Raw genomic sequence first — 21,965 nt, 5'->3', positions numbered from 1 at the left:
TTGGAAAGTTAGTAGTTACATGTGTTGTCAGACATGTAATCGTGAACTTTGATGTCACCACTGATAATTTTTGCGCGAATGTCTTCCATTTTCGCTTTCATATCAGCCGTGATTAGATTGGCATTATTATCATCCAACGCCCAATCAACACCGTCTTCGGCAAGACCCAATACAACTAGACCAGGTTTCCATGTACCAGCGGCAGAATCCGCATAGGTTTTGAAAGCCGCTTCATCAACGCGCTTAACCATAGACGTCAACATAGTGCCTGGCTGAACATGGTTTTGGTTTGAGTCAACACCAATCGCCAACTTACCTTCGTCTTTTGCTGCTTGGTAAACACCAATACCTGTACCACCTGCGGCCGCAAACACAACGTCAGAACCCTTAGAGAACTGGCTCTTCGCAAGCTCTGATCCTTTAGTTGGGTCATTAAACGCTGCGCCAGTAGAACCCGTCATGTTTTGATAAACGGTTGCGTTAGGAGACTGATATTTAACACCTTGCTCGTAGCCACATGCAAACTTACGAATAAGAGGAATATCCATGCCACCAACAAAGCTTACTGTATTGGTTTTAGACGCCATCGCTGCCAAGGCACCAACAAGGAAGGAACCTTCATGCTCTTTGAAAACAACAGACTGAACGTTCGGAAGATCGATAACACCATCGATGATAGTGAAGTTGATTTCAGGGAAATCTTTCGCGACTTTCTCAACAGCAGAGGTCATGTTAAAGCCAACGGTAACGATTGGAGAGTAACCACGTTTTGCTAAACGACGTAGGCCTTGCTCTACTTGAGCTTCGTTTTTAGGTTCGAATTCGCGAACCTGAATACCAGTTTCAGCCGTGTATTTTTTAACGCCGTTATAAACACCTTCGTTAAAAGATTTATCGAATTTACCCGCTTGATCATAAACAACTGCAGGTTCTGATGCCGCTTGAGCTAAACTTGATGAGATAGCCAATGCAGTTACTGACGCAAGAAAGACAGCTTTCATTCCAATTCCTCTTATTTATGTAATATTTCCTAGGCAACCAAAAAATCTTGCCTAACTGGTCAAAAATAAACCGATTAACTCTATACCGCAACGCAATATGCACATTTTTAGCAATATTCTTACGTATATAGCAAAAAGCCAATCCAGAAAACACTTTTTCTAGGTAACGACAATTACCGATCATAGCTGAACAGCAATTCTTATGCCGCCATTCTTATGCAGACACAAACCATGGATCAAGATTGACAGTTTACACAAAAAACCGTGCTGCGCTGAGCCTGACGAATTTCTTTTAAGGGGGCATTACATGAGATACACGGCTTGTCCGCTCGACCATAAACCGCTAACTCTTGTTTAAAGTAGCCAGGCTTACCATCACCACCGACAAAGTCTTTTAGCGTCGTTCCGCCCTGTTTAATGGCAGCAGCAAGCACTACTTTAATGCATTCAACTAAGCGCGCTAAGCGTACCTTACTGATTTTACCCGCCATACGATCTGGACGAATGCCCGCTTTAAAGAGCGCTTCATTCGCATAAATATTGCCAACACCCACCACAACCTTGCTGTCCATAATAAAGGTTTTAATGGGCACTTTTCTCCCTTTCGCCCGCGCATACAACATATCAGCATTAAACAGGTCTGATAGTGGCTCAGGGCCTAAATGCGCGATTAGCTCATGCTTATTCCAATCATCTGTTGTCCACAGAATCGCGCCAAAGCGTCGTGGATCTGTGTATCTTAACCACACATCGCCATCGGTAAAGCAAAAATCAACATGATCATGAAATAGCGGTGGCGTCTCGGGAGGCACAAAGTACAAGCTACCCGACATACCGAGATGAACAATCAAGGTACCTTTTGATGTATGAATACCAATGTATTTACCACGACGAGAAAGATGCGTAATTTTCTCTCCCACCATGTCCAAGCTTAGCTCAGGCGTGATCAACCAGCGTAATTTAGGCTGGCGAATATCCACTCTAGCAAGAATGCGCCCAACTAATTTGGGTTCGATACCACGTAACGTGGTTTCTACTTCTGGTAATTCAGGCATGCTTGACCTCAATGATGACTAGATACACACAAACAATACTGAGTAAAAAATACAGTTCAGCTAATGGCCACAGAAAATACGCTGACCAAATGAACAAGGTGTTGCTACTAGATATAAAAAAACCGACTCAATGAGTCGGTTCCTTTTGACAAAGACCGAAAATTATTTAATTTTCGCTTCTTTGTACATAACGTGCTTACGTACAACTGGATCAAACTTTTTCATTTCTAGTTTGTCAGGAGTATTTCGCTTGTTCTTGTCAGTTGTGTAAAAGTGACCAGTACCAGCAGAAGATACCATGCGAATTAGATCGCGAGCGCCTTTAGAAGCCATGATTCAGATCCTTATACTTTTTCGCCGTTGGCACGAATTTCAGCAAGAACTGATTCAATACCTTTTTTATCGATAATACGCATACCTTTAGAAGATACACGCAAACGGATGTAGCGGTTTTCACCTTCGACCCAAAAACGGTGCCAGTGAAGGTTAGGAAGAAAACGACGCTTAGTACGACGCTTTGAGTGAGAAACGTTGTTACCTGTAACAGGACGCTTCCCAGTAACTTGACATACGCGAGACATAATTAAATACCTTTTGCTATCCAGAAAGTTTATTGGAAGTGTTTCACTTCCTCAGGCGGAGCATGATTCCTTATGAATCAAAAAAATCCCATACCGAGGATATAGCGGCGCGCATTTTCCCATAACCCAACCCATTGAGCAATTCTTTTGTTAAAAAAATGACCAACTTTAGCTTTTGAACATAAAGTATCTAATAAAAAGTCTCAAACAAAACCACAATGAGGCACAAAATCGAACGAACGCCTACACCAACCCTCTTTCCGCTAACGATACAGGCGAGCCATCGCCGACCACAAAGTGATCGAGTAATCGCACATCGACAAGATCTAACGCACGTTTGATTCTTTCAGTAATACTGATATCCGCTTGGCTCGGCTCCGCCACGCCACTTGGATGATTATGAGCGAGAATCACCGCAGCGGCATTGTACTGCAACGCCGCTTTAACCACTTCGCGAGGATACACTGCGGCAGCGTCAATGGTGCCCATAAAAAGCTCTTGATAACGGATCAACCTGTGTTGAGTATCTAAAAAAAGCACGGCAAAGACTTCGCGTGGCGAATGACGCAATTGAGAAGAAAGATAGGTCCGAACATGTTCAGCACTGGTAAACACGGTTTCGCGCATCAGCTGTTCTTGTAGATGTCGCTTGGACATTTCCAATACTGCTTGTAGTTGGGTGTACTTTGCATCACCAAGACCAAAACCTTGGCAAAACTCTTCACGGCTGGCAGACATTAATGCACGCAACCCGCCAAACTGGCTCAACACTTGCCGAGCTAACTCTACCGCACTGATCCCTTGCGTTCCGGTACGAAGAAAAATGGCTAATAACTCTGAATCGCTTAACGCGCTAGCGCCTTGCTGAATTAACTTCTCTCGCGGCCGCTCTTGTTCTGGCCAATGCTTAATACTCATAATCTACTCCTTGATCCATGATCCATGTTAATCTTGCACCCATTTTAAAGAAAAAGGCGTCCTGCCTCTTGCTAACCTTATCTATCACAGATCGGATTGAGAAGTTTTTATGTCAAATCTCGCTCAAAAACGCATTTTATTAGGCATTACTGGCGGTATTGCCGCTTATAAAAGTATTGAGCTAATTCGCTTATTAACCAAAGCAGGCGCTGACGTTCAGGTCGTCTTAACGGAAGGAGCCAAAGCTTTTGTTACCGAGATGACGCTGCAAGCCGTTTCTGGCCATCCTGTACGCAGTACATTATTAGATCCAAATGCAGAAGCTGGAATGGGACACATTGAATTGGCAAAGTGGGCTGACTTAATTGTCATCGCACCCGCTTCTGCCGACTTTATGGCCCGTTATGCTCAAGGCATGGCAAATGACTTACTAAGCACTTTATGCATCGCCACAGAGTCGCCCGTTTTACTTGCACCGGCAATGAACCAAGCCATGTGGCGCCATCCTGCAACACAAGCCAATGCAGCACTACTCACTGAACGAGGTGTCTTAAGTATAGGGCCAGCTGATGGCGCACAAGCTTGTGGAGACATTGGACCTGGCCGCATGAGCGAGCCGAGTGATATTTTTACCGCCATAAATACCCATTTTCAATACTCGCACATTGAGCAAGATTTATCGGGACAGCACTGGGTTATTACCGCTGGTCCAACTATGGAAGCCATCGACCCCGTTCGCTTTATCAGCAATCACAGCTCAGGCAAAATGGGGTACGCCCTTGCCAAGGCGGCGATTGCCCGTGGTGCGAAGGTCACCTTAATCAGCGGCCCAGTGCAAATAGCACCACCTGCTGGCGCAACAATCATTGCCGTAAAAAGCGCCGATGAAATGCTGGCGGCTTGCGAGCAGAGCATGACAACACAAGCGGATGTTTTCATTGGTGCCGCTGCGGTTGCCGACTTTAAAATGAAAGTTGCCAGCAACCAAAAAATGAAAAAGCAGTCTGACACAGAAGAAGTGACTCTGACGTTAGTTAAAAACCCAGACATCATCGCCACGCTTGCCAAACACAAACGTGCAAAAACCATCGTTGGCTTTGCCGCAGAAACGCAAAATGTGATCGAGTATGCAAAAAGCAAACTAGAACGCAAAGGGCTGGATATCATCATCGCCAATGATGTCTCACGCAGCGACATTGGCTTTAACCAAGACGAAAACCAAGTCACCGTTATCACGCAAGACGCAACGTGGTTGCCTGACAAAGCCGCAAAAAGCGAACTGGCAACCCAACTTGTTGCGTTTATTCAGCAACACATTAAATCTGCGCTTTAAACACATACTGAATTAAGAGAAAAGAGAAGATAACCATGAAACAAGCGATTCAATTAAAAATCCTGAGCGACAAAATTGGCAAAGAAATCCCACTACCAACCTATGCAACAGAAGGTTCTGCTGGTTTGGATTTACGCGCTTGCCTTGATCAGGCAATAGACCTTGCACCTGGCGAGACAACACTTCTACCAACAGGTTTGTCTATTTATATCCAAGACCCAAATTTAGCAGCAACTATTTTGCCTCGCTCTGGATTAGGTCATAAGCACGGTATCGTATTGGGCAATCTTGTCGGCTTAATCGATTCTGATTATCAAGGCGAACTTATGGTTTCTTGTTGGAACCGTGGCAACACGACCTTCACTATTGAACCAGGTGAGCGTGTTGCTCAATTGGTTTTACTACCAGTTGTTCAAGCAGAATTTAACATTGTTACAGAGTTCGAAAGCACCGAACGTGGCGAAGGCGGCTTTGGTCACACAGGCACCAAATAAGCACAGAACACTTAGAAAAGGTGAGAATATTTCACCTTTTCTAAGTGCCTTACCACATTCATTCATCCATCTCCCGTTAGGCTGATAATATTAAGTTTCATAAGTCAAAACTTCGTCAGTTTCCTATAAATTTCTATAGTTAATCCTTCAATATCACGCTATTATTTCAAACCTAAGTGGTTGCTTACACTCGTTACTGGCCTTATCTGTCATCGTTTTATCAAACTGGATAGATAAAATGCTTGTCTTAAAATAAGTATCGCCAGCAAGATTGTTTCTATTTTTTTGTGTGACCCATTCTTTGTTTACAGGAGTACATAACCCGTGGCTTTTTCTCGTGAGTCTGCTTTAGATGTTGCTAAGGTACTAAGCGAATCGCTTCCTTATATCCAACGTTTTGCCGGTAAGACGCTGGTCATCAAATACGGTGGCAATGCGATGACAGATGAAACCCTACAAGCAGGGTTTGCACGAGATATCGTTTTGATGAAAGCCATTGGTATTAACCCAATCGTGGTTCATGGTGGCGGCCCTCAAATCGGCGACATGCTAACGAAGCTGAACATCGAATCAAAATTCATCAATGGCATGCGTGTCACCGATACGGCAACCATGGATGTGGTTGAGATGGTGCTAGGTGGCCAAGTAAACAAAGAGATCGTTAACTTGATTTGTGAAGCGGGTGGTAAAGCCATCGGTATCACAGGTAAAGATAGCCGTTTTATTAAAGCGAAAAAGTTATTTGTCAAACATCAAGCCGAAGGCATGTCTACTCCAGAACAAGTGGATATTGGCCACGTTGGCGAAGTTGCCAGCGTCGACACCAGCTTCCTAAAGTTCTTTGAAAATAGCGACCTAATTCCAGTTATTGCCCCCATCGGTGTGGATGATGAAGGTAACTCTTACAACATTAATGCAGACCTTGTGGCTGGCAAAGTAGCGGAAGCCGTTGGAGCAGAGAAATTAATGCTGCTCACCAACATTTCAGGCGTACAAGACAAGCAAGGTAAAGTTTTAACAGGATTAAGCACAGCACAAGTAGACGCGCTGATCGCTGACGGTACGATTTATGGTGGCATGCTGCCAAAAATCAGCTGTGCCTTGTCTGCAGTGAACGCAGGCGTAACAAGCGCACACATTATTGATGGTCGCGTACCGCACGCAACGTTATTAGAAATATTTACCGACACAGGTGTTGGTACGCTAATTTCCAATACCAAAGTAGGCGAATAGCCTCGGTAAACGTAATCAGCACAAGCAATGAATAACACTGGCAGAAAACTGGACTCGACACATGAGCAATAAGAAAAACGATCGCCGCACTCAAATACTGCAATCTCTAGCACAAATGCTAGAAAGCAGCCCAGGAGCACGTATAACAACGTCTGCGCTGGCAAAACAAGTTGGTGTATCGGAAGCTGCTCTGTATCGTCACTTCCCCAGTAAAGCAAAAATGTTTGAAGGCTTAATCGAATTTATTGAAGAAAGCCTTTTTACACGGATCAATTTGATCATCCAAGAAGAGTCGAATGTGGTTTCTCGTATAGAAGTGATCATGAAGCTTATTCTTGGCTTTGCTGAACAGAACCCAGGCATGTGCCGTTTGTTAACAGCCGATGCGTTGGCTGGTGAGACGGAACGACTAAGAGTTCGTATTGCACAAGTATTTGACCGTATCGAAACCCAATTAAAGCAGATCATTCGTGAAGCAGACTTAAAACAAGGTCTTCGACCTGCTATGGGCGTTGCGCCATGTGCGAATTTTCTGATTGCGATCATCGAAGGTAAGATCCGCCACTACGTTCGCAGCGAATTCAAAGTCAAGCCTATGGACATTTGGCAAGAGCAATGGGAAATATTGGCACAGAACTTGATGTTAAATCGTTAAGATTTTAGATTACCACCTAAAATCTTAACGAGATGTTTCGCATCAAATGCCGTATTTATGACGGTATTCTTTAACCGCATTAAGATGTTTTGCAAATTCAGGAGAATCCTGTTCTGCTAAATACGTCATAATGTCATTTAAAGAAACAATGCTAATAACTGGCATTCCGAAGTCACGTTCGACTTCTTGAATGGCAGACAATTCACCCTGGCCTCGTTCTTGACGATCTAGGGCGATAAGAACACCTGCGGGAGTGGCATTAGCGTCTTTAATAATCGCCATCACTTCTCGAATAGCGGTTCCTGCGGTAATAACGTCATCGATAATCATGACATTACCCGCCAAAGGAGCACCGACAAGAGAACCGCCTTCACCGTGAGTTTTTGCTTCTTTACGGTTGAAAACGTATGGTGTGTCTACATTATGATGGTCATATAAAGCAACTGCTGTTGTGGTTGCCAATGGAATGCCTTTATAGGCTGGACCAAACAGAACATCAAATGGAACATTTGCTTCCATTAATGAGGTTGCGTAAAAGCGCCCTAACTTTGCAAGTGCTTGGCCAGAACTAAATAAGCCGGCATTAAAAAAGTAAGGACTTACGCGTCCTGATTTAAGCGTGAATTCGCCAAAACGTAGCACATTTTGCTCAATAGCGAATTCGATAAAGTCTCTTTGGTAAGGTTTCATGCCAACTCCAGAAAGATAAAATAATACACAACAAAGCGCCGCCAAGAACGAGCGAAGCCATGCCAACATTGGATAGGTGCTAATATAACACACGGCTAGGAATTGTAGGGACCAGAAATGAAGGTCATCAGCCTTAATGTAAACGGTATAAGACAAGCAGCAGAACGCGGCTTTTTTGAATGGATGGTTCGTCAGGACCCAGATGTTGTATGTCTACAAGACATACAGGCAGACGAACGCTCGTTAAATGACAGTGTGTTTTTCCCTCCTGGGTACAACACATACTTCTTTGACTCCATGGAAAACCCAGAGCAAGCTGGGGTTGCGATCTATTGCAAAACCATGCCTAAAGCCATTATGACAGGAATGGGATTCCCTGAATGCGACTTTGAAGGACGCTTTATTCAAGCAGACTTCGATAAAGTCAGCATAGGTGCTTTTCTAACGCCTCATGGCTCCAATCATGAAGAAGCGCTGCAAGAACACAAATATCGCTTCATGGAAGGCTTTAAAAACCACTTAATAAAAACACGCCGCAAGCGCCGTGAATTTATTTTCTGTGGGACAGCCAACGTGGCGCGTTCACCTATTGATGTGAGCAGCTGGTTCGTTAACCAACGTAACTCTGGCTTCTTGCCAGAAGAGCGCAAATGGATAAACGAAATATTCAATGAGTTGGAATACGTCGATGCGTTCCGCCAAGTAAATAAGCAAGACAAGCAATACACTTGGTGGCCTGACTATGAGCGTGCTTGGAAATTGGATGAAGGTGGTCGTTTAGATTATCAAATCGCTACGCCTGGCATCAAAAACCTAATTCAAGGTGGCACGATTTATAAAGGTCAGCGTTTTTCTGACCATGCGCCATTAATAGTAGAATACAACATTGACTAAACGCGCTTAAGAACACGTCTTCTTAAACGTCTTTATTTGATGATCAAAAAAGCCCGCTAGGATCACCTAGCGGGCTTTTTGCGTTTAAGGAAAGTGAAGGCTATTCGCTCACCAGCGGCTTGTGCCTCACTTTCAGTTTAAGCTGATGAATTCCGCCCGGAGGAATATCGTATTCGTCTGTGAGAGCGTTAGCCGCCTCCACGCAAACAAATCGTCGATAGTCTTCGTCTTCCATATCTACGCGTTGTTTTGCCAACTCAGCGCCTGGGTTCCACAACACAGTACTATGGCTCCCTTCGGTACTAATCACTAATTTTCTTTGTAAGCCTGGATCATGGATTTCGCACACATCTGGTGCAGATACATAAACACGATCCATATAATCACACGGCGTCACAGCACCTTGTTGAAGATGACGACTACCATTGTCAAACTTATCCACGTAAGTGACTTTATCTAGTCCATGCACTTCTGCAGTTTGGTTGTCAGAGATATTGAAGTAGGTGTGCAGCGCTTCGCTGACTGGCATGGCTTTATCGGATAAATTAGCGGCTGAGAAATTAATTCGGAATCCCTTGCTTGAAAAACGGAACACTTGGCGTAATTCAAAGGCAAATGGCCACATTTCTTCAATCAAGGGATGGTTTTCAGAGGCCAGACGAATCACAATTTTCACATCGCCATTTTTAAAACGCCCAGCTTCGATCAATTCCCAACGAAAATAGCGCGCTAGGCCATGTGCTGGGTAGTCATCATGAACATAATTGGCTCCAAACCAAGGCCAACATACAGGAACACCAAAATGACGGCGACCAAAGCGCCCTTCTCCACCTTGATTTGCTGATTGAAAAAGAAGGTCTTCTTGACCGGCAGGAATAAAGCTTTCTAAATGCCCGCCCCATAGCGCGATAGATGCGCTAAAGCCCGGTTGCTCAATAATGATTTGATCGCATTTTCTAAAGCTTGATGGGCGAATTTCACCACCCAGCTCTTCCAACTCTTGAATCAGTCGGCCATTCATTTATAACTCCAAAAAGTATTTTAATACGCCCATATTAACGGCAGTCGATATGATTACAATAGTTTGCAGTTATACTAACAATTCAGCGGAGTAGATAAGCGATCAGAACTGCAATTAAAACTTAACCTCGCCACACTTTTAAGCTATAAAACACAACAATCTAGCCGGTCTTTCCCTGATCCCTAGACTATTCTATTTTTCTTTCTAGAGGCGCTGTATTTTTTATGAATCAACAAAATGATCCAAAAATAGTCATTGGTTGTGAGGAGTGGTGTGCATTTCCCTCTCTAAACATCCCAGCCATTAAAGCAAGAGTAGATTCAGGGGCAAAAACCTCTTCTATGCACGCGCTTCACATCGAGCGCTTTACCCGCAACGATGAACATTGGGTGCGTTTTGAGGTTCATCCAATACAAAAAAATCGCAAAACAACCGTGCATTGCGAAGCTCAGCTTGTTGATCAAAGAGTCATTAAAAGTTCAAGCGGAGACAAAGAAAGCCGCCCTGTTATTCGTGTACCTCTGACACTTGGAGATAAAACATGGGAAGCAGAAGTCACCCTAACCAATAGAGATACCATGGGCTACAGAATGTTACTGGGTCGTGAAGCGATGAATGGGCGCGTGCTCATCGATCCTGAGGGACTCTGCCTACAGGGTGACAAGCAAGAAGAAACACTGGTGGAAATTTATAAAATTCCTGCCAAGAAAACAGCGAAAAAGAAATAGTAGCAAGCACCCTCCTTTTCCAAAAACACGCAAAAGGAAGGTGCTGTTTAGAGAACAGTCACTTAAATTTATAGTACGCTATTTAGAAAGGGCTTGGCTCAAGCGTCGTAATTTGTGGTTAGCAGCAGATAGAGCCATTTTATTGGTCGCAATATCTGTAACATCATAGACAACCAAGCATATATTTTTGATTGACCCATCGGGGTTGGAAATAGGGCGTATTGCCACATTCTGATACATCTTATTTGCCATGCCAGTAATTGGACGATAACTTTTAAATGGAAAGAAGTGCGGTCGCTGCTCCCAAGATATAAAAATGGGTGTATTCAAAGCAAAAACGTTATCCAACTTCTGGTATAGCCATCCCGTATCCAGTTCTGGATAAAGTGCCAGCAAAGATTGCTCCTTAGCGATCGATGAACTCACACCGCTGTGATTTTCCATAAAGTTGTTCCACAGCTTTACGCGATATTTCGAGTCCAACACCACAAGCCCAACATCAATATGGTGAAGCATATCAAACATCCAATGAAGATCTACCATTCCATCAGCTTCATTACTCATTCGTCTTCCTCAACCAAAAAGGACAATAAATTTTCTAGTGTTGGCACAGAGTCTTCGGTGAAAAGCATAATTAAATCGCAACTAATCTGATAGTTTTCCACTTCATAGACAATTTCAACCGCTAACGTTCTTTTCCACATCGCTTTCTTTTCATTAATCAAGTCGGCAATTTTAACGTGCTGCCCCAGTAAAATTGGATGGCTGTGACTAAAATCGATATTAAGCTGCTTTCCAATGGCAGCCATAAATGGGCCAACCAAAACGGAAGAGACATCCATCAAGAGCTCTGTTTCTAACTCTCTCGTAATCGCATCCGTTACCCCCAATAGTTTCGCCATATCTGGGAAGCTGGAATCACTAAAAATGAGCAAGGTTTCAAACGCGATACCGGAGCCAACATAACCTTGTGACACAGCAGAGCAACTGTCTTTTTTAACGCTGTAGTCCAGCGCCATTTGCAGTTCACTGACTTCTAAAATATTCACAGTTGGCACAGGCAGCTTAATAAATACATTTAGCATCTCTGCCAGTACGCTGGCGGCACGCCCCATCGCAATGTTCGAAATTTCTTGTAAACATTCATTGAGAGTAAATTGCTCTGCAGCCGTCGGCTGCTCAACCACCTTGCCCTGCCAATTATCACCATCAACAGAAAAAAGGTTTAGCGAAATCAACAAACGACGCAGTTCTTCAGCAGAGGCTGGTTTTTTATGAAAGGCGATTGCCCCCATATCCTTTACCCGCTGAATCGCTTTAGGCTGCACGTCGCCAGAAACAACAATCACTGCTGGCGTCTTCGTAAAAGACTGCAACGCTTCAAGGGTTTCATAGCCGTCTTTCACTGGCATATTCAAATCTAGAAATAAGATATCAAAAGGTGTGGACGTCAACATATCCAGAGCCTCTTGACCATGCTCAGCAAATTCTACACTCACCTCCCAATCGGTAGGCAACGCTCTTGCGAGTTGCTTCCTAGCAATCTTAGAATCATCACAAATCAGTACTCGTGTACTCATTATTACTCTCTTTTGGTACGTTCCATATTTAGTGCGTTACGACATGAAAAACGATGCTCTCAAATTACAAATAGGCCGTTTGCACCCAATCAGTATATAACTAGTCTAAAAACGCTGCTTTTAATAAACGCAGCATATACTTTTTTTGTAAACCGAATAGACCCTTTATACAAAAGATAACAAAGCTCTAGCAACCAGATGTTCATCGTATTTGTGCTGCTTGCAAGTGATCAAAGGTGTTTTGATAACAGTCACTTTCAACTCATCCAAAAACGCGCTGTCTATTTCGCCGTAGTCATAAGCATCATCTAACAATAAATAATCCAATGAAGAATATGGCCCTGCATCATTAGTATCGGCCGATATCGTAGAAATTAAACGAGAAACACGTTCCATCAAGGATAAACCTTGCTGCTCAGGATCAACGCCCAAGTTTGGTAGGTAGACCTTGGGATTGGGGTTCGCACAAATTGAACGGCCAACGCCCTCGGGCATAAGGTTTGCCAACAAACTGCTATAAAAGCTCCCCGGAGGAAAACAAATCAAATCGGCGGTTTTAATAGCATCAACACGATCATCCGCAATATGACAATTGGTTGGCATAACATGACGTAAACCTTTATTCAGCCACATACGCTTGATTGGACTGGGTAATATATCGGTTTCTTTTCCCGTTATACGATGCTGACCTAGCACATACTCCCCATTCTCAAGCTCCACACCTAGATGAAGGCTCGCATTTAATGTCGTCTTAACCTCGCCCAATGCTTTTACCAAACGAGAAAATAGAAAAACAATCGGATCTAACTGGTGCTGGTTGTTTAAATAACCACCCGCCATGATCAGGTTACCAATGCTTGCCCCACGTAAATCAAAATCCTCGTTGATATTTGCCTGCGTAACAGCAAGTTGATTCTGAATTAACGCTTTCATTGGATTAGGAATGGTTTCAATAAGCGGATGAACGCCCATCACCAACTGCTGCAGTTGGTGCTTCAACGCCATAGGATCGGCTTTTTGCTCAAGCCGATGAGTAAACAGCGCATAGACCTCTGGCTGACCCATGACGGTTTCATCCGCCAGCGCCATTAAACGACTGCGCAAATCTCCCACAGCAGGAATATCAAACTCGGCACGCAAACGCGCTGAACTGCCGCCTGAATCAAACGGCGTGACCAAATGCACAGAGTGGTGCGTGTATTTTTTAAAAACTCGGCTAATTTTGTTTAACGCCGAGCCACCACTAAAAAAAAGCACTTTAGGGCCTTGCTCAGGCAAACTTTGATATCGATGAACACGAATAGGATCTGGCATTTCCATACGACGCCAAATGCGTAAAGAGTTCGTCATAAAAAACCTCTTATAAAAACCATAAGGCGAGCGATAACTAAGAGCGCCAAATCACTAACCAAGACTTCCCCTATATTACAGAAGGCGAAACCGAACATACAAACTACTCAAACAATAACACGTATGTAGACAGTAAATGTTATGGAATCAATGAACGCCTATCTATAATATTCAAAAAGCGTCACTCTATACTTAAAAGCATAATTCCTAACCCTTACCTGTAAATATTTTATTTACCATCAGAGCAAACGATCATGGCAATGACAGGCTTATTGGCACTTCTTGATGACATCACAACCTTATTAGATGATGTCGCTGTTTTTTCGAAAGTCGCGGCCAAAAAAACCGCAGGCGTTCTTGGCGATGATCTTGCTTTAAATGCCGAGCAAGTGTCTGGCGTCAAGGCAGACCGAGAACTGCCTGTCGTTTGGGCAGTGGCCAAGGGCTCTTTTCTCAACAAGCTAATTCTAGTGCCTTTAGCATTAGCCATCAGTGCTTTTATGCCGTGGTTGATCCAACCCTTATTAATGGTTGGCGGCCTATATCTGTGCTTTGAAGGCGTGGAAAAAGTCCTTCATACCTTCAGGGACAACCACGAAGAAAAAGAAGCCTTAAGGAAAAACGTCAAACAAGCCACTTCAGCAAAAGAGCTATTAGCATTAGAAAAGAGCAAAGTGAAAGGCGCTATTCGAACCGACTTTGTTTTATCTGCAGAAATCATCGTCATTGCCCTTGGAACGGTTGCAGAACAAAGCTTGTTAACACAAGCCATGGTAGTGAGTGTGGTCGCTTTTATTGTCACCGTCGGTGTGTATTTCTTGGTGGGATTAATTGTGCGCCTTGACGATATTGGCTTACACCTTAATCAGTCAAACAGTACCATCGTTAAACAGCTGGGCTTTGTCATATTGAAAGGCGCGCCAATGCTGATCCGACTGCTAACCATTGTCGGCACCATTGCTATGTTTCTAGTCGGTGGCGGCATTTTTGTTCATGGACTGCCAGCGCTGCACCATCTTGCAAACATCGCCGTGTCTGGTGGCATCGCCCAATTCCCTCTTATCACCAGCTTGATAAACACGGGGGTTAGCTTTTCGGTTGGCTTAATTTTAGGAGGCTTGGCCGTCGGTGTTGTGTCACTGTTCAATAAAATAAAACAGAGCAAGAAAAAAAACTGAGACACGCTATCGAGGGATCATTTAAGCCTGTCTTGCAGACAACACAAACTCTGCTAGCTCGGCAAAGCCTAAGCCGCCCGGTTGCGTCGTCTGATAACGAGGTCGATGACGCATCATAGACAAATGCTGAGCAATATTGGCGACACCAACACTCAGTGGAAAACGCGCAAACATACTTTCATCATTCGGCGCATCACCAACATAAAGCACTTGTGCTTGCTGCTGCGCTTCACTCAGACCATACACATCGCTTAAAACGCGCTGCGCCATAGCAAACTTGTCATACCCTTGCGAACACACGTTAATGTGTATCGAACTGGCCTTAGCGTTAAGCCCCATACCAATGAGAGCCGCCAAACAAGCGTCTTTGTCAGCCACTGCGGCAGGTTTAACGTCTTGCGCATAATCAATAGCCACATCGGTCAAGCGATAAGCCTGATCCCTTGCCAAACGTAAACGCGGAAATTGGGTGAGCACCTCATTCACTTGAGCAAGAATCGCCGCTTGCTCTGCACGCATTTCATACTCATTACGCCAAAACGAATAGGTCAAATGACGATCCGCTGTCCGGCCAATAAAACACGCCCCGCCTTCAGTAATCACACCATCAACAGGCAGTGCTCTGGCGATCATGTCAGACCAGCCAGCGCAACCACCTGTTACTGGAATCACCTTGATACCATCGCTTTCAAGTTGTGCTAAAGCGTGCAATGTTTCAACAGGTAACTGACCTTCCCATGTTAACGTGTCATCAAAGTCCGTTAAGATAAAACGTAAACTTTGACAGATGCTTTTGTCTATTGAGGAAAGAGCTAAAGCGGATTGCTCCAGACCAGAAGAGCCTAACGAAGAAGAATCAGGTATAGACATATTCGTCCTAAGAACAGAATTTAATTTGAACACCATGAGAGGTAAGCAATTGGGTTTGCGATTCGGTAAGCGCATCAGTAAAAAGCCAATCAATCGCAGAGAAAGGCTGCACCCGTGCCATGGCTTTGCGGCCCCATTTATGTTGATCTGCCACCAATAAACAATGACGACTTTGTTCCACTAAAACGCGACTCACGGCCGCTTCCTCTGGATCAAAATCCAATACACCTTGCGCTTCGTCCATGCCTCCACAACCCAATACACCGTAATCGAAATAGTATTGTCGTAATCCAGACAAGGTTTCCTCACCCACTAAGTCATGGTGCTGATGGCGCAATTTCCCAGCCAACACGCGCACGCGCACCTCAGGGTAATTACCCAAAATGCTCGCCACTGTTAAATTGTTAGTGAAGACTTGCAGGTCATGATGAGACACTAACGCTTTCGCCACATACTCCACTGTGGTGCCAATCCCTAGAAACACAGAAGCGCCGTCGGGGATCACCTTAGCAACGTCAGCGGCAATCGCTTCTTTCGCATCACTGTTCAAAAACTGGCGATGGTCGAACGGCAAATTTTCGGTACTAGAAACCGGAGCGATACCACCATGAGTACGACGAACAAGATGACGCTCAGCCAACTGATTAATGTCTTTTCGAATGGTCTGTGGTGACACATTAAAACGCGCCACCATCTCTTCCACCAGCAACGCGTCTTCTTGTTGCACCCAGTTTAAAATCTGGTTTTGTCGCTCGTTCAAACCCACAAAATGACCCTAGTAAAATAGTTAAAAAATGGCTAAGCCAATAAAAAAGCAAATTTCGTCGGGTCATCGGTAATCACCGCATCCATCCCCCACTCCCAATGCTGTTCCACTTTCTTTGGGTCATTGGCGGTATAACACAGCAACTTATAGCCAGCGGCTTTTACCGCTCGCGCTTGAGCCTCGGTCAATCGTGAGTAATCACAATTCAGGCTGTAGGCTTTGATGGCCTTCAGCTGCTCTAGCCAATCTTCTGGGATATTCTCATACAAGGGCGCAAGATGACGCTGGGCATCAATCTCATAACAAAGCTCTAACGCCGCTAAGTTGAAACTGGAAATCATCAGTTTGTCATTGTCTTGCCAATGATCACGCAGCATAGCCATGACCGCTGGCACAATATTTTCCACATCAGAACCATCGTGTTTAATCTCAAGGTTCAGACCAAGATTCAACGACTGAATGCATTCCAACGCGTCCAACAAGGTTGGCACTTTCTCACCAGCAAACTTGTCCGAGAACCAAGCACCGGCGTCTAAGTTAGCCACATCCACCGGCCTTGCTTCACGAGTTAAGCCAGAACCATTGGTACAACGATCCAATGTGTCATCGTGGAAAATAACCAAACCACCTTCAGCGATCAGGTATACATCAATCTCAACCCAAGTCGCGCCTACTTCGGCAGCCGCTCGGATAGACGCCAAGGTGTTTTCGGGAGCCAATAACGCGGCACCACGGTGCCCCATTACTTTGGTATCTAATACCTTATCTTTCACAATATAACCGGTAGAAACAGTGTCATTTGTCATATCGATCTCACAGTCGTTGTTGAGTTTTTGCATCAAATAAATGCCAATGCGACATCGGTGCTGTTAGCCACATAAGGCTATTTACGTCTGGCAAATGCGGCCCAGACAAACGCACCACCATCGACTCGCCGTTAGCAGATTCAGTCTCTATTTTGCCATGAATGAGCGTCTCTGCTCCCAAGGATTCTACCGCTTGGATACGCAAAGCGAAATCGCCATTTTGCTCATCACTTACTTCCAAATGCTCAGGACGAATCCCCCACACAATGTCGCCTCGGTGTTGATGAGACAAAGGTAAAGTTAGCGCCTCAGAAATTTTAACGCCTTGCTCTGTAAGGGTCGCATCAATCAAGTTCATCGAAGGTGAACCAATAAAGGCCGCCACAAAAGGCGTTGCCGGTTTATTGTATAAATCCATCGGCGTACCAATCTGTTCCGCCTTCCCCTTGTTCAACACCACCAAACGATCCGCCAAAGTCATGGCTTCCACCTGATCATGGGTCACATACAAGGTTGTCGTGCCTAATTTGCGTTGCAACTGACGAATCTCGACACGCATTTGCACGCGCAACTTAGCATCCAGGTTAGACAAAGGCTCATCAAACAAAAACACCTTCGGATCTCGAACCATAGCGCGTCCCATGGCAACACGCTGACGCTGACCACCGGATAATTGACGCGGTTTACGCTGTAACAATTCGGTTAATCCCAGCATTTTTGCCACATCACTGACTTTTTCTTCGATCAGATTCTTCGCTATTCCGCGGTTTTTCAAGCCATAAGCCATGTTGTCGTATACCGACATATGCGGGTACAAGGCGTAATTTTGGAACACCATAGCGATATCACGCTCAGCAGGCTCTTTTTCATTCATGCGCTCACCACGAATGCGTAGCTCGCCCGTGGAGATACTTTCCAGCCCCGCTACCATGCGTAACAAGGTGGATTTGCCACAGCCAGAAGGCCCAACCAAAACAATAAACTCGCCTTCTTCAATCGATAAATCAACACTGGGAATGGCTTGGTAGCCATTCGGGTACGTCTTACCCACTTTCTCTAAAATTACGTCCGTCATTACTACTTCTCCGAATCCACTAAGCCTTTAACAAACAGTTTCTGCATGCCTATCACTACCGCAACGGGTGGCAACATCGCTAATAAGGTGGTTGCCATAATTTGGTTCCATGCGATATCGCCATCGGTCACCGACAGCATGCGTTTAATACTCATCACCAAGGTGTAATAAGCATCGTCTGTCGTAATCAACAAAGGCCATAGATATTGATTCCAGCCATAAATAAACAAGATCACAAACAAGGCCGCGATATTGGTTCTCGACAAAGGCAGCAAGATGTCAAAGAAAAAACGCCATGGCCCAGCTCCATCGATTCGCGCCGCTTCCACCAGCTCGCCAGGAATACTCAAAAAGCATTGACGGAACAAAAACGTCGCGGTTGCACTGGCAATCAAAGGCAGCGTTAACCCTGTATAGCTATTGAGAAGGTCCAAATTCGCCACCACCTCGTAGGTTGGCACAATCCGCACTTCAACTGGCAACATCAAGGTCATGAAGATGATCCAAAAACACAGGTTACGACACGGAAAGCGAAAGAACACAATGGCGTACGCTGATAACAATGAAATGACGATTTTACCGAAGGTAATACCAAGCGCCATGATCAGAGAGTTCAGCATCATAAACCAGACTGGCGTATCGACACCGTTACCGGCCTCTTCAAACAACACCGTTCCCCATGTTTCTGCACCAGCATCGCCAAACCACAAGGGAATGTGCCCAACTCCAAATGCCGAAGCAGGATGCGTCGACGCCACCAGTGCCATCCAAACGGGTAATGCAACCAAGCCAATACCCAGCAATAATGTCGCGTGGCTAGCAAAAGTTAACCAAGGTCGATTTTCGATCATGAGTACTGCACCTTACGCTCAATAAAACGAAATTGAATAACTGTCATCAAACCGACAATCGCCATCAGCACAACAGATTGCGCTGCCGACCCACCAAGATCCAAACCAACAAAACCGTCATCGAACACTTTATAAACTAGGGTTGTGGTGCTTTGCCCTGGACCACCTTTGGTCGTCGCATCAATCACACCGAAGGTTTCAAAGAAGGCATAAACTAGGTTAACAACCAATAAGAAAAAGGTCGTCGGAGACAACAGCGGAAATACAATCGTCCAAAACCGCTTAAAAGGGCTGGCACCGTCAATCGCAGCCGCTTCAATAAGCGAACGCGGCACCGCTTGCAAACCCGCTAGGAAGAATAAAAAGTTATAGCTAATTTGCTTCCAGGTCGAGGCAATCACCACTAAGATCATCGCTTGGTTGCCATCAAGATAATGATTCCAGTCGACACCCGCCGACTTCAACCACAGGGCAATCGGCCCCATGCTCGGATCAAATAAAATCCACCACAACACACCCGCCAATACTGGCGCGACAGCGTATGGCCAAATCAATAATGTTTGATACGCTAACTTGCCACGAATCACACGGTCCGCCATCACCGCTAAAAACAGCGCCAGCGACATGCCCACAATGGCAACGGAAAAACTGAATACCAAGGTCGTTAACATAGACTGGTAATACAAAGGGTCGGTAAACAAATCGATAAAGTTTTCCAAACCGATAAATTCACGACTCAAGCCAAAGGCGTCTTCTTGATAAAACGCTTGTTCTAAGGCTTGTTCAGCAGGCCAAAGAAAGAAAATCGCTGTGACCAACAATTGTGGTAACAACAACAGCCAAGGTAGGCCTTTTTGAGGAAAGGTAACTGTCATCGGACAATCCAAACAAAAGAGAACAACAAATAAAAAAACGAGCCAACTCAGAAAGAAAAAACGCCCCTATGCAAAAAACATAAGGGCGCGATTTTTATTTACTTGTTCGCTTTTTCAAATCGACGCAGTTGCGCATTACCACGTTCAACAGCCGTATTAAGAGCTGTTTGTGCGTCTACTTTACCGCTCCAGACAGATTCTAAAGCCTCATCGATAATGCCACGAACCTGTACAAAGTTGCCAAAACGCAAACCTTTCGTATTGGCCGTAGGAGTGCCTGTCGTCATTTGCTTAACGCCGGTTTCTGTTCCTGGGTTCGCCTTGTAGAAGCCTTGCTCTTTGGTCAAATCATAGGCCGCTTTAGTAATTGGCAAATAACCAGAAAACTGATGCCAGTCCGCCTGCACAGACGCTTTAGACAAATAGCTTAGGAAAGAAGCCACGCCTTTATATTCTTCTTTAGAATGACCTTGCAGCACCCACAAAGATGCGCCGCCGATAATGGTATTGGAAGGCTGCTTAACCTTTCCTTCCCAATATGGAAGTTCACTCACACCAAAGTCGAATGTCGCGTTACGTTTAATGCCCGCGTAACCAGCTGAAGACTCAGTAAACATTGCGCATTCTTGGCTGTAGAATTTTGCAGCGCCATCGTTGGTGCGGCCAGAGTAACTAAAAATGCCACTCTTTTGCCATTCGCCCATTTTTTCTATATGAGCAACTTGCAAAGGACCATTGAATTTAAATTCTGTACCCAGACCTGCAAAGCCGTTTTCCAACGTTGCAAAAGGGACATTATGACGAGCACTTAGGTTTTCCAATTGCACCCAAGACTGCCAAGCAGTTGTAAAGCCACAGCTAACGCCAGACGCCAGCAATTTCTTCGACACGCTTTCTACTTCTTGCCATGTTTTAGGCGCTTGGCTAATGCCTGCTTTTTTGAACAGATCTTTGTTGTAATACAAAACAGGTGTGGAACTGTTGAAAGGCATAGAAAGCATTTCGCCGTCAGTGTTCGAGTAATAACCCGTCACGGCACTCAAGTAAGCACTTTCATCAAATGCCTGACCAGAATCTTTCATCAATTTGTAGACAGGATAAATCGCGCCTTCGGCCGCCATCATGCTCGCCGTACCCACTTCGAATACTTGCACAATGGCAGGCTGCTGTTTCGCACGAAACGCAGCAATCGCCGACGTCATCGTTTCGGTATAGTTGCCTTTATAGACAGGTTTTACTTCATAATCGCTTTGTGAATCATTAAAGGCTTTGGCAATCTCATTGACCTTTTCACCATTTGCACCACCCATTGCATGCCACCATTCCACCTGCGTGGCAGCAAAGGCTGAACTTGCCATAGATAAACCAACAACAACTGACGCTAACTTCAAATTATGCATTTCCGTGTTCCTCACAATGAGTTTTTATTAGAAAAGAAAGAACCACTATAGAAAGAAAATATTTCACTTTGATGATAAATAGGTTTCATTTGAAATACAATAAACATTCAAATGAAACTAAAACCCAAAGAAAGGACAAAATTAAACCAACGAAATCACCCGGTACAGCTGTATAAAAACAGCCATACCTGTGGATATTGAGAAAAATGAAGGGAAGAAATTAATGTAAAACGTGTTGTTTGAGCGCATAGACAAGCGCGTCGAATTCTTCTTTTAGCATGCTATAACGGGATGAAATTGCCTCAACGCTGCCCTGCTTATAGAGCATTTCCATTTCTGCAATCAGCTTACAAAAGCGATTACCAGACACTTCTAATGCCGCGCCTCTTAAACGGTGCGCCACTAATGAAAATTCCCCCCACTCTTGGTTAACAATATGCGCATGCAATATGTCCAATAAGCCTTGTGCTTCCTTAATAAACTCAGCAGCCACCAGCGCCATCAATTCTTCATTGCAGGCTAGGCGGTTACTGTAATCGGTGCTATCAAACACTTGCGGCTCAATCATCACGAAAAATCCCTATATCTATGAGCATATTCAACATATCGCC

At 44.6% G+C, this 21,965-nt stretch carries 25 protein-coding genes; 7 read left to right on the top strand and 18 right to left on the bottom strand.

Features of this window, described 5'->3' with window-relative positions; translation table 11 throughout:
• Positions 1 to 8: 8 nt before the first annotated feature.
• From DFP75_RS09485 to radC, 5 genes are all read right to left on the bottom strand, one after another.
• Positions 9 to 1,001 carry a BMP family lipoprotein gene (locus DFP75_RS09485; protein ID WP_110574958.1) on the bottom strand — a complete coding sequence of 331 codons (993 nt, stop codon included), beginning with the start codon at positions 999 to 1,001 and terminating at the stop codon, positions 9 to 11.
• 236 nt (positions 1,002 to 1,237) lie between these two features.
• A complete protein-coding gene (gene mutM, locus DFP75_RS09480; protein WP_110574956.1) occupies positions 1,238 to 2,056 on the bottom strand; it encodes a bifunctional DNA-formamidopyrimidine glycosylase/DNA-(apurinic or apyrimidinic site) lyase in 819 nt (272 codons plus the stop codon).
• Positions 2,057 to 2,218: 162 nt separating this feature from the next.
• Positions 2,219 to 2,389 (bottom strand): 50S ribosomal protein L33, encoded by a 171-nt coding sequence (rpmG, locus tag DFP75_RS09475; RefSeq protein ID WP_011978459.1) that lies wholly within the window; start codon positions 2,387 to 2,389, stop codon positions 2,219 to 2,221.
• Positions 2,390 to 2,400: 11 nt separating this feature from the next.
• Positions 2,401 to 2,637, bottom strand: a complete 237-nt coding sequence (gene rpmB, locus DFP75_RS09470) for a 50S ribosomal protein L28 (RefSeq protein ID WP_063332439.1) — start codon at positions 2,635 to 2,637, stop codon at positions 2,401 to 2,403.
• Between the two features lie 243 nt (positions 2,638 to 2,880).
• A complete protein-coding gene (gene radC / locus DFP75_RS09465) occupies positions 2,881 to 3,555 on the bottom strand; it encodes a RadC family protein (protein ID WP_110574954.1) in 675 nt (224 codons plus the stop codon).
• Positions 3,556 to 3,664: 109 nt separating this feature from the next.
• On the opposite strand from radC, the gene coaBC reads away from it, so the two are divergent.
• The 4 genes from coaBC to slmA all read left to right on the top strand — a co-directional run bounded on the left by coaBC (position 3,665) and on the right by slmA (position 7,270).
• A complete protein-coding gene (gene coaBC / locus DFP75_RS09460; RefSeq protein ID WP_110574952.1) occupies positions 3,665 to 4,888 on the top strand; it encodes a bifunctional phosphopantothenoylcysteine decarboxylase/phosphopantothenate--cysteine ligase CoaBC in 1,224 nt (407 codons plus the stop codon).
• Between the two features lie 35 nt (positions 4,889 to 4,923).
• Entirely contained in the window at positions 4,924 to 5,382 is a 459-nt protein-coding gene (gene dut / locus DFP75_RS09455; RefSeq protein WP_011978451.1) for a dUTP diphosphatase, read from the top strand.
• Between the two features lie 324 nt (positions 5,383 to 5,706).
• Positions 5,707 to 6,615, top strand: a complete 909-nt coding sequence (argB, locus tag DFP75_RS09450; protein ID WP_110574950.1) for an acetylglutamate kinase — start codon at positions 5,707 to 5,709, stop codon at positions 6,613 to 6,615.
• A gap of 61 nt (positions 6,616 to 6,676) precedes the next feature.
• Positions 6,677 to 7,270 (top strand): nucleoid occlusion factor SlmA, encoded by a 594-nt coding sequence (gene slmA, locus DFP75_RS09445; RefSeq protein WP_110574949.1) that lies wholly within the window; start codon positions 6,677 to 6,679, stop codon positions 7,268 to 7,270.
• 42 nt (positions 7,271 to 7,312) lie between these two features.
• Here the strand turns inward: slmA and pyrE are convergent, their stop codons facing one another.
• Positions 7,313 to 7,960, bottom strand: coding sequence for an orotate phosphoribosyltransferase (gene pyrE / locus DFP75_RS09440; RefSeq protein WP_110575121.1), 648 nt, complete (start codon positions 7,958 to 7,960; stop codon positions 7,313 to 7,315).
• 117 nt (positions 7,961 to 8,077) lie between these two features.
• Between pyrE and DFP75_RS09435 the strand changes: the two genes are divergently transcribed.
• Positions 8,078 to 8,854 (top strand): exodeoxyribonuclease III, encoded by a 777-nt coding sequence (locus DFP75_RS09435; protein WP_110574947.1) that lies wholly within the window; start codon positions 8,078 to 8,080, stop codon positions 8,852 to 8,854.
• Between the two features lie 100 nt (positions 8,855 to 8,954).
• On the opposite strand, the gene DFP75_RS09430 is transcribed toward DFP75_RS09435, so the two are convergent.
• Complete coding sequence (locus tag DFP75_RS09430; RefSeq protein WP_110574945.1) at positions 8,955 to 9,875, bottom strand: D-hexose-6-phosphate mutarotase; 921 nt, start codon at positions 9,873 to 9,875, stop codon at positions 8,955 to 8,957.
• A 224-nt stretch (positions 9,876 to 10,099) separates the two neighbouring features.
• Between DFP75_RS09430 and DFP75_RS09425 the strand changes: the two genes are divergently transcribed.
• Positions 10,100 to 10,603: an ATP-dependent zinc protease family protein gene (locus DFP75_RS09425; protein ID WP_110574943.1), complete on the top strand. Its 504-nt coding sequence runs from the start codon at positions 10,100 to 10,102 to the stop codon at positions 10,601 to 10,603.
• Positions 10,604 to 10,681: 78 nt separating this feature from the next.
• On the opposite strand, the gene DFP75_RS09420 is transcribed toward DFP75_RS09425, so the two are convergent.
• The 3 genes from DFP75_RS09420 to DFP75_RS09410 form a co-directional block, all read right to left on the bottom strand.
• Entirely contained in the window at positions 10,682 to 11,167 is a 486-nt protein-coding gene (locus DFP75_RS09420) for a PAS domain-containing protein (RefSeq protein ID WP_110574939.1), read from the bottom strand.
• The gene (locus DFP75_RS09415) at positions 11,164 to 12,183 is read right to left on the bottom strand and encodes a response regulator (protein ID WP_110574937.1); all 1,020 of its coding nucleotides are present in this window, start codon (positions 12,181 to 12,183) and stop codon (positions 11,164 to 11,166) included. Before DFP75_RS09415 ends, DFP75_RS09420 begins: the two co-directional genes overlap by 4 nt.
• 165 nt (positions 12,184 to 12,348) lie before the next feature.
• The gene (locus DFP75_RS09410; RefSeq protein WP_110574935.1) at positions 12,349 to 13,533 is read right to left on the bottom strand and encodes a GAK system CofD-like protein; all 1,185 of its coding nucleotides are present in this window, start codon (positions 13,531 to 13,533) and stop codon (positions 12,349 to 12,351) included.
• A gap of 254 nt (positions 13,534 to 13,787) precedes the next feature.
• On the opposite strand from DFP75_RS09410, the gene DFP75_RS09405 reads away from it, so the two are divergent.
• Positions 13,788 to 14,711 (top strand): DUF808 domain-containing protein, encoded by a 924-nt coding sequence (locus DFP75_RS09405; protein WP_110574933.1) that lies wholly within the window; start codon positions 13,788 to 13,790, stop codon positions 14,709 to 14,711.
• A gap of 21 nt (positions 14,712 to 14,732) precedes the next feature.
• On the opposite strand, the gene DFP75_RS09400 is transcribed toward DFP75_RS09405, so the two are convergent.
• The 8 genes from DFP75_RS09400 to DFP75_RS09365 all read right to left on the bottom strand — a co-directional run bounded on the left by DFP75_RS09400 (position 14,733) and on the right by DFP75_RS09365 (position 21,922).
• Positions 14,733 to 15,581, bottom strand: coding sequence for an HAD family hydrolase (locus tag DFP75_RS09400; protein ID WP_110574931.1), 849 nt, complete (start codon positions 15,579 to 15,581; stop codon positions 14,733 to 14,735).
• A 7-nt stretch (positions 15,582 to 15,588) separates the two neighbouring features.
• On the bottom strand, positions 15,589 to 16,347 hold the full coding sequence (locus DFP75_RS09395; RefSeq protein ID WP_110574929.1) for a DeoR/GlpR family DNA-binding transcription regulator: 759 nt from the start codon (positions 16,345 to 16,347) through the stop codon (positions 15,589 to 15,591).
• Between the two features lie 32 nt (positions 16,348 to 16,379).
• The gene (locus DFP75_RS09390) at positions 16,380 to 17,153 is read right to left on the bottom strand and encodes a glycerophosphoryl diester phosphodiesterase (protein WP_110575119.1); all 774 of its coding nucleotides are present in this window, start codon (positions 17,151 to 17,153) and stop codon (positions 16,380 to 16,382) included.
• A gap of 7 nt (positions 17,154 to 17,160) precedes the next feature.
• On the bottom strand, positions 17,161 to 18,228 hold the full coding sequence (locus tag DFP75_RS09385; protein WP_110574926.1) for a sn-glycerol-3-phosphate import ATP-binding protein UgpC: 1,068 nt from the start codon (positions 18,226 to 18,228) through the stop codon (positions 17,161 to 17,163).
• 2 nt (positions 18,229 to 18,230) lie between these two features.
• Positions 18,231 to 19,079, bottom strand: coding sequence for a sn-glycerol-3-phosphate ABC transporter permease UgpE (gene ugpE / locus DFP75_RS09380; protein WP_110574924.1), 849 nt, complete (start codon positions 19,077 to 19,079; stop codon positions 18,231 to 18,233).
• Positions 19,076 to 19,954: a sn-glycerol-3-phosphate ABC transporter permease UgpA gene (gene ugpA / locus DFP75_RS09375; RefSeq protein WP_110574922.1), complete on the bottom strand. Its 879-nt coding sequence runs from the start codon at positions 19,952 to 19,954 to the stop codon at positions 19,076 to 19,078. The genes ugpE and ugpA overlap by 4 nt, the downstream gene beginning before the upstream one ends.
• A gap of 98 nt (positions 19,955 to 20,052) precedes the next feature.
• Entirely contained in the window at positions 20,053 to 21,354 is a 1,302-nt protein-coding gene (gene ugpB, locus DFP75_RS09370; protein ID WP_110574919.1) for a sn-glycerol-3-phosphate ABC transporter substrate-binding protein UgpB, read from the bottom strand.
• Between the two features lie 220 nt (positions 21,355 to 21,574).
• Positions 21,575 to 21,922, bottom strand: a complete 348-nt coding sequence (locus DFP75_RS09365) for an Hpt domain-containing protein (protein WP_110574917.1) — start codon at positions 21,920 to 21,922, stop codon at positions 21,575 to 21,577.
• Between the last annotated feature and the right edge of the window lie 43 nt (positions 21,923 to 21,965).

Origin of the sequence: Marinomonas alcarazii (assembly GCF_003208215.1) — a bacterium.
In the GTDB taxonomy this organism is placed as follows: domain Bacteria; phylum Pseudomonadota; class Gammaproteobacteria; order Pseudomonadales; family Marinomonadaceae; genus Marinomonas; species Marinomonas alcarazii.
Note: the sequence above shows the minus strand (reverse complement) of the source record. Positions and strands in the feature narration are given on the sequence as shown.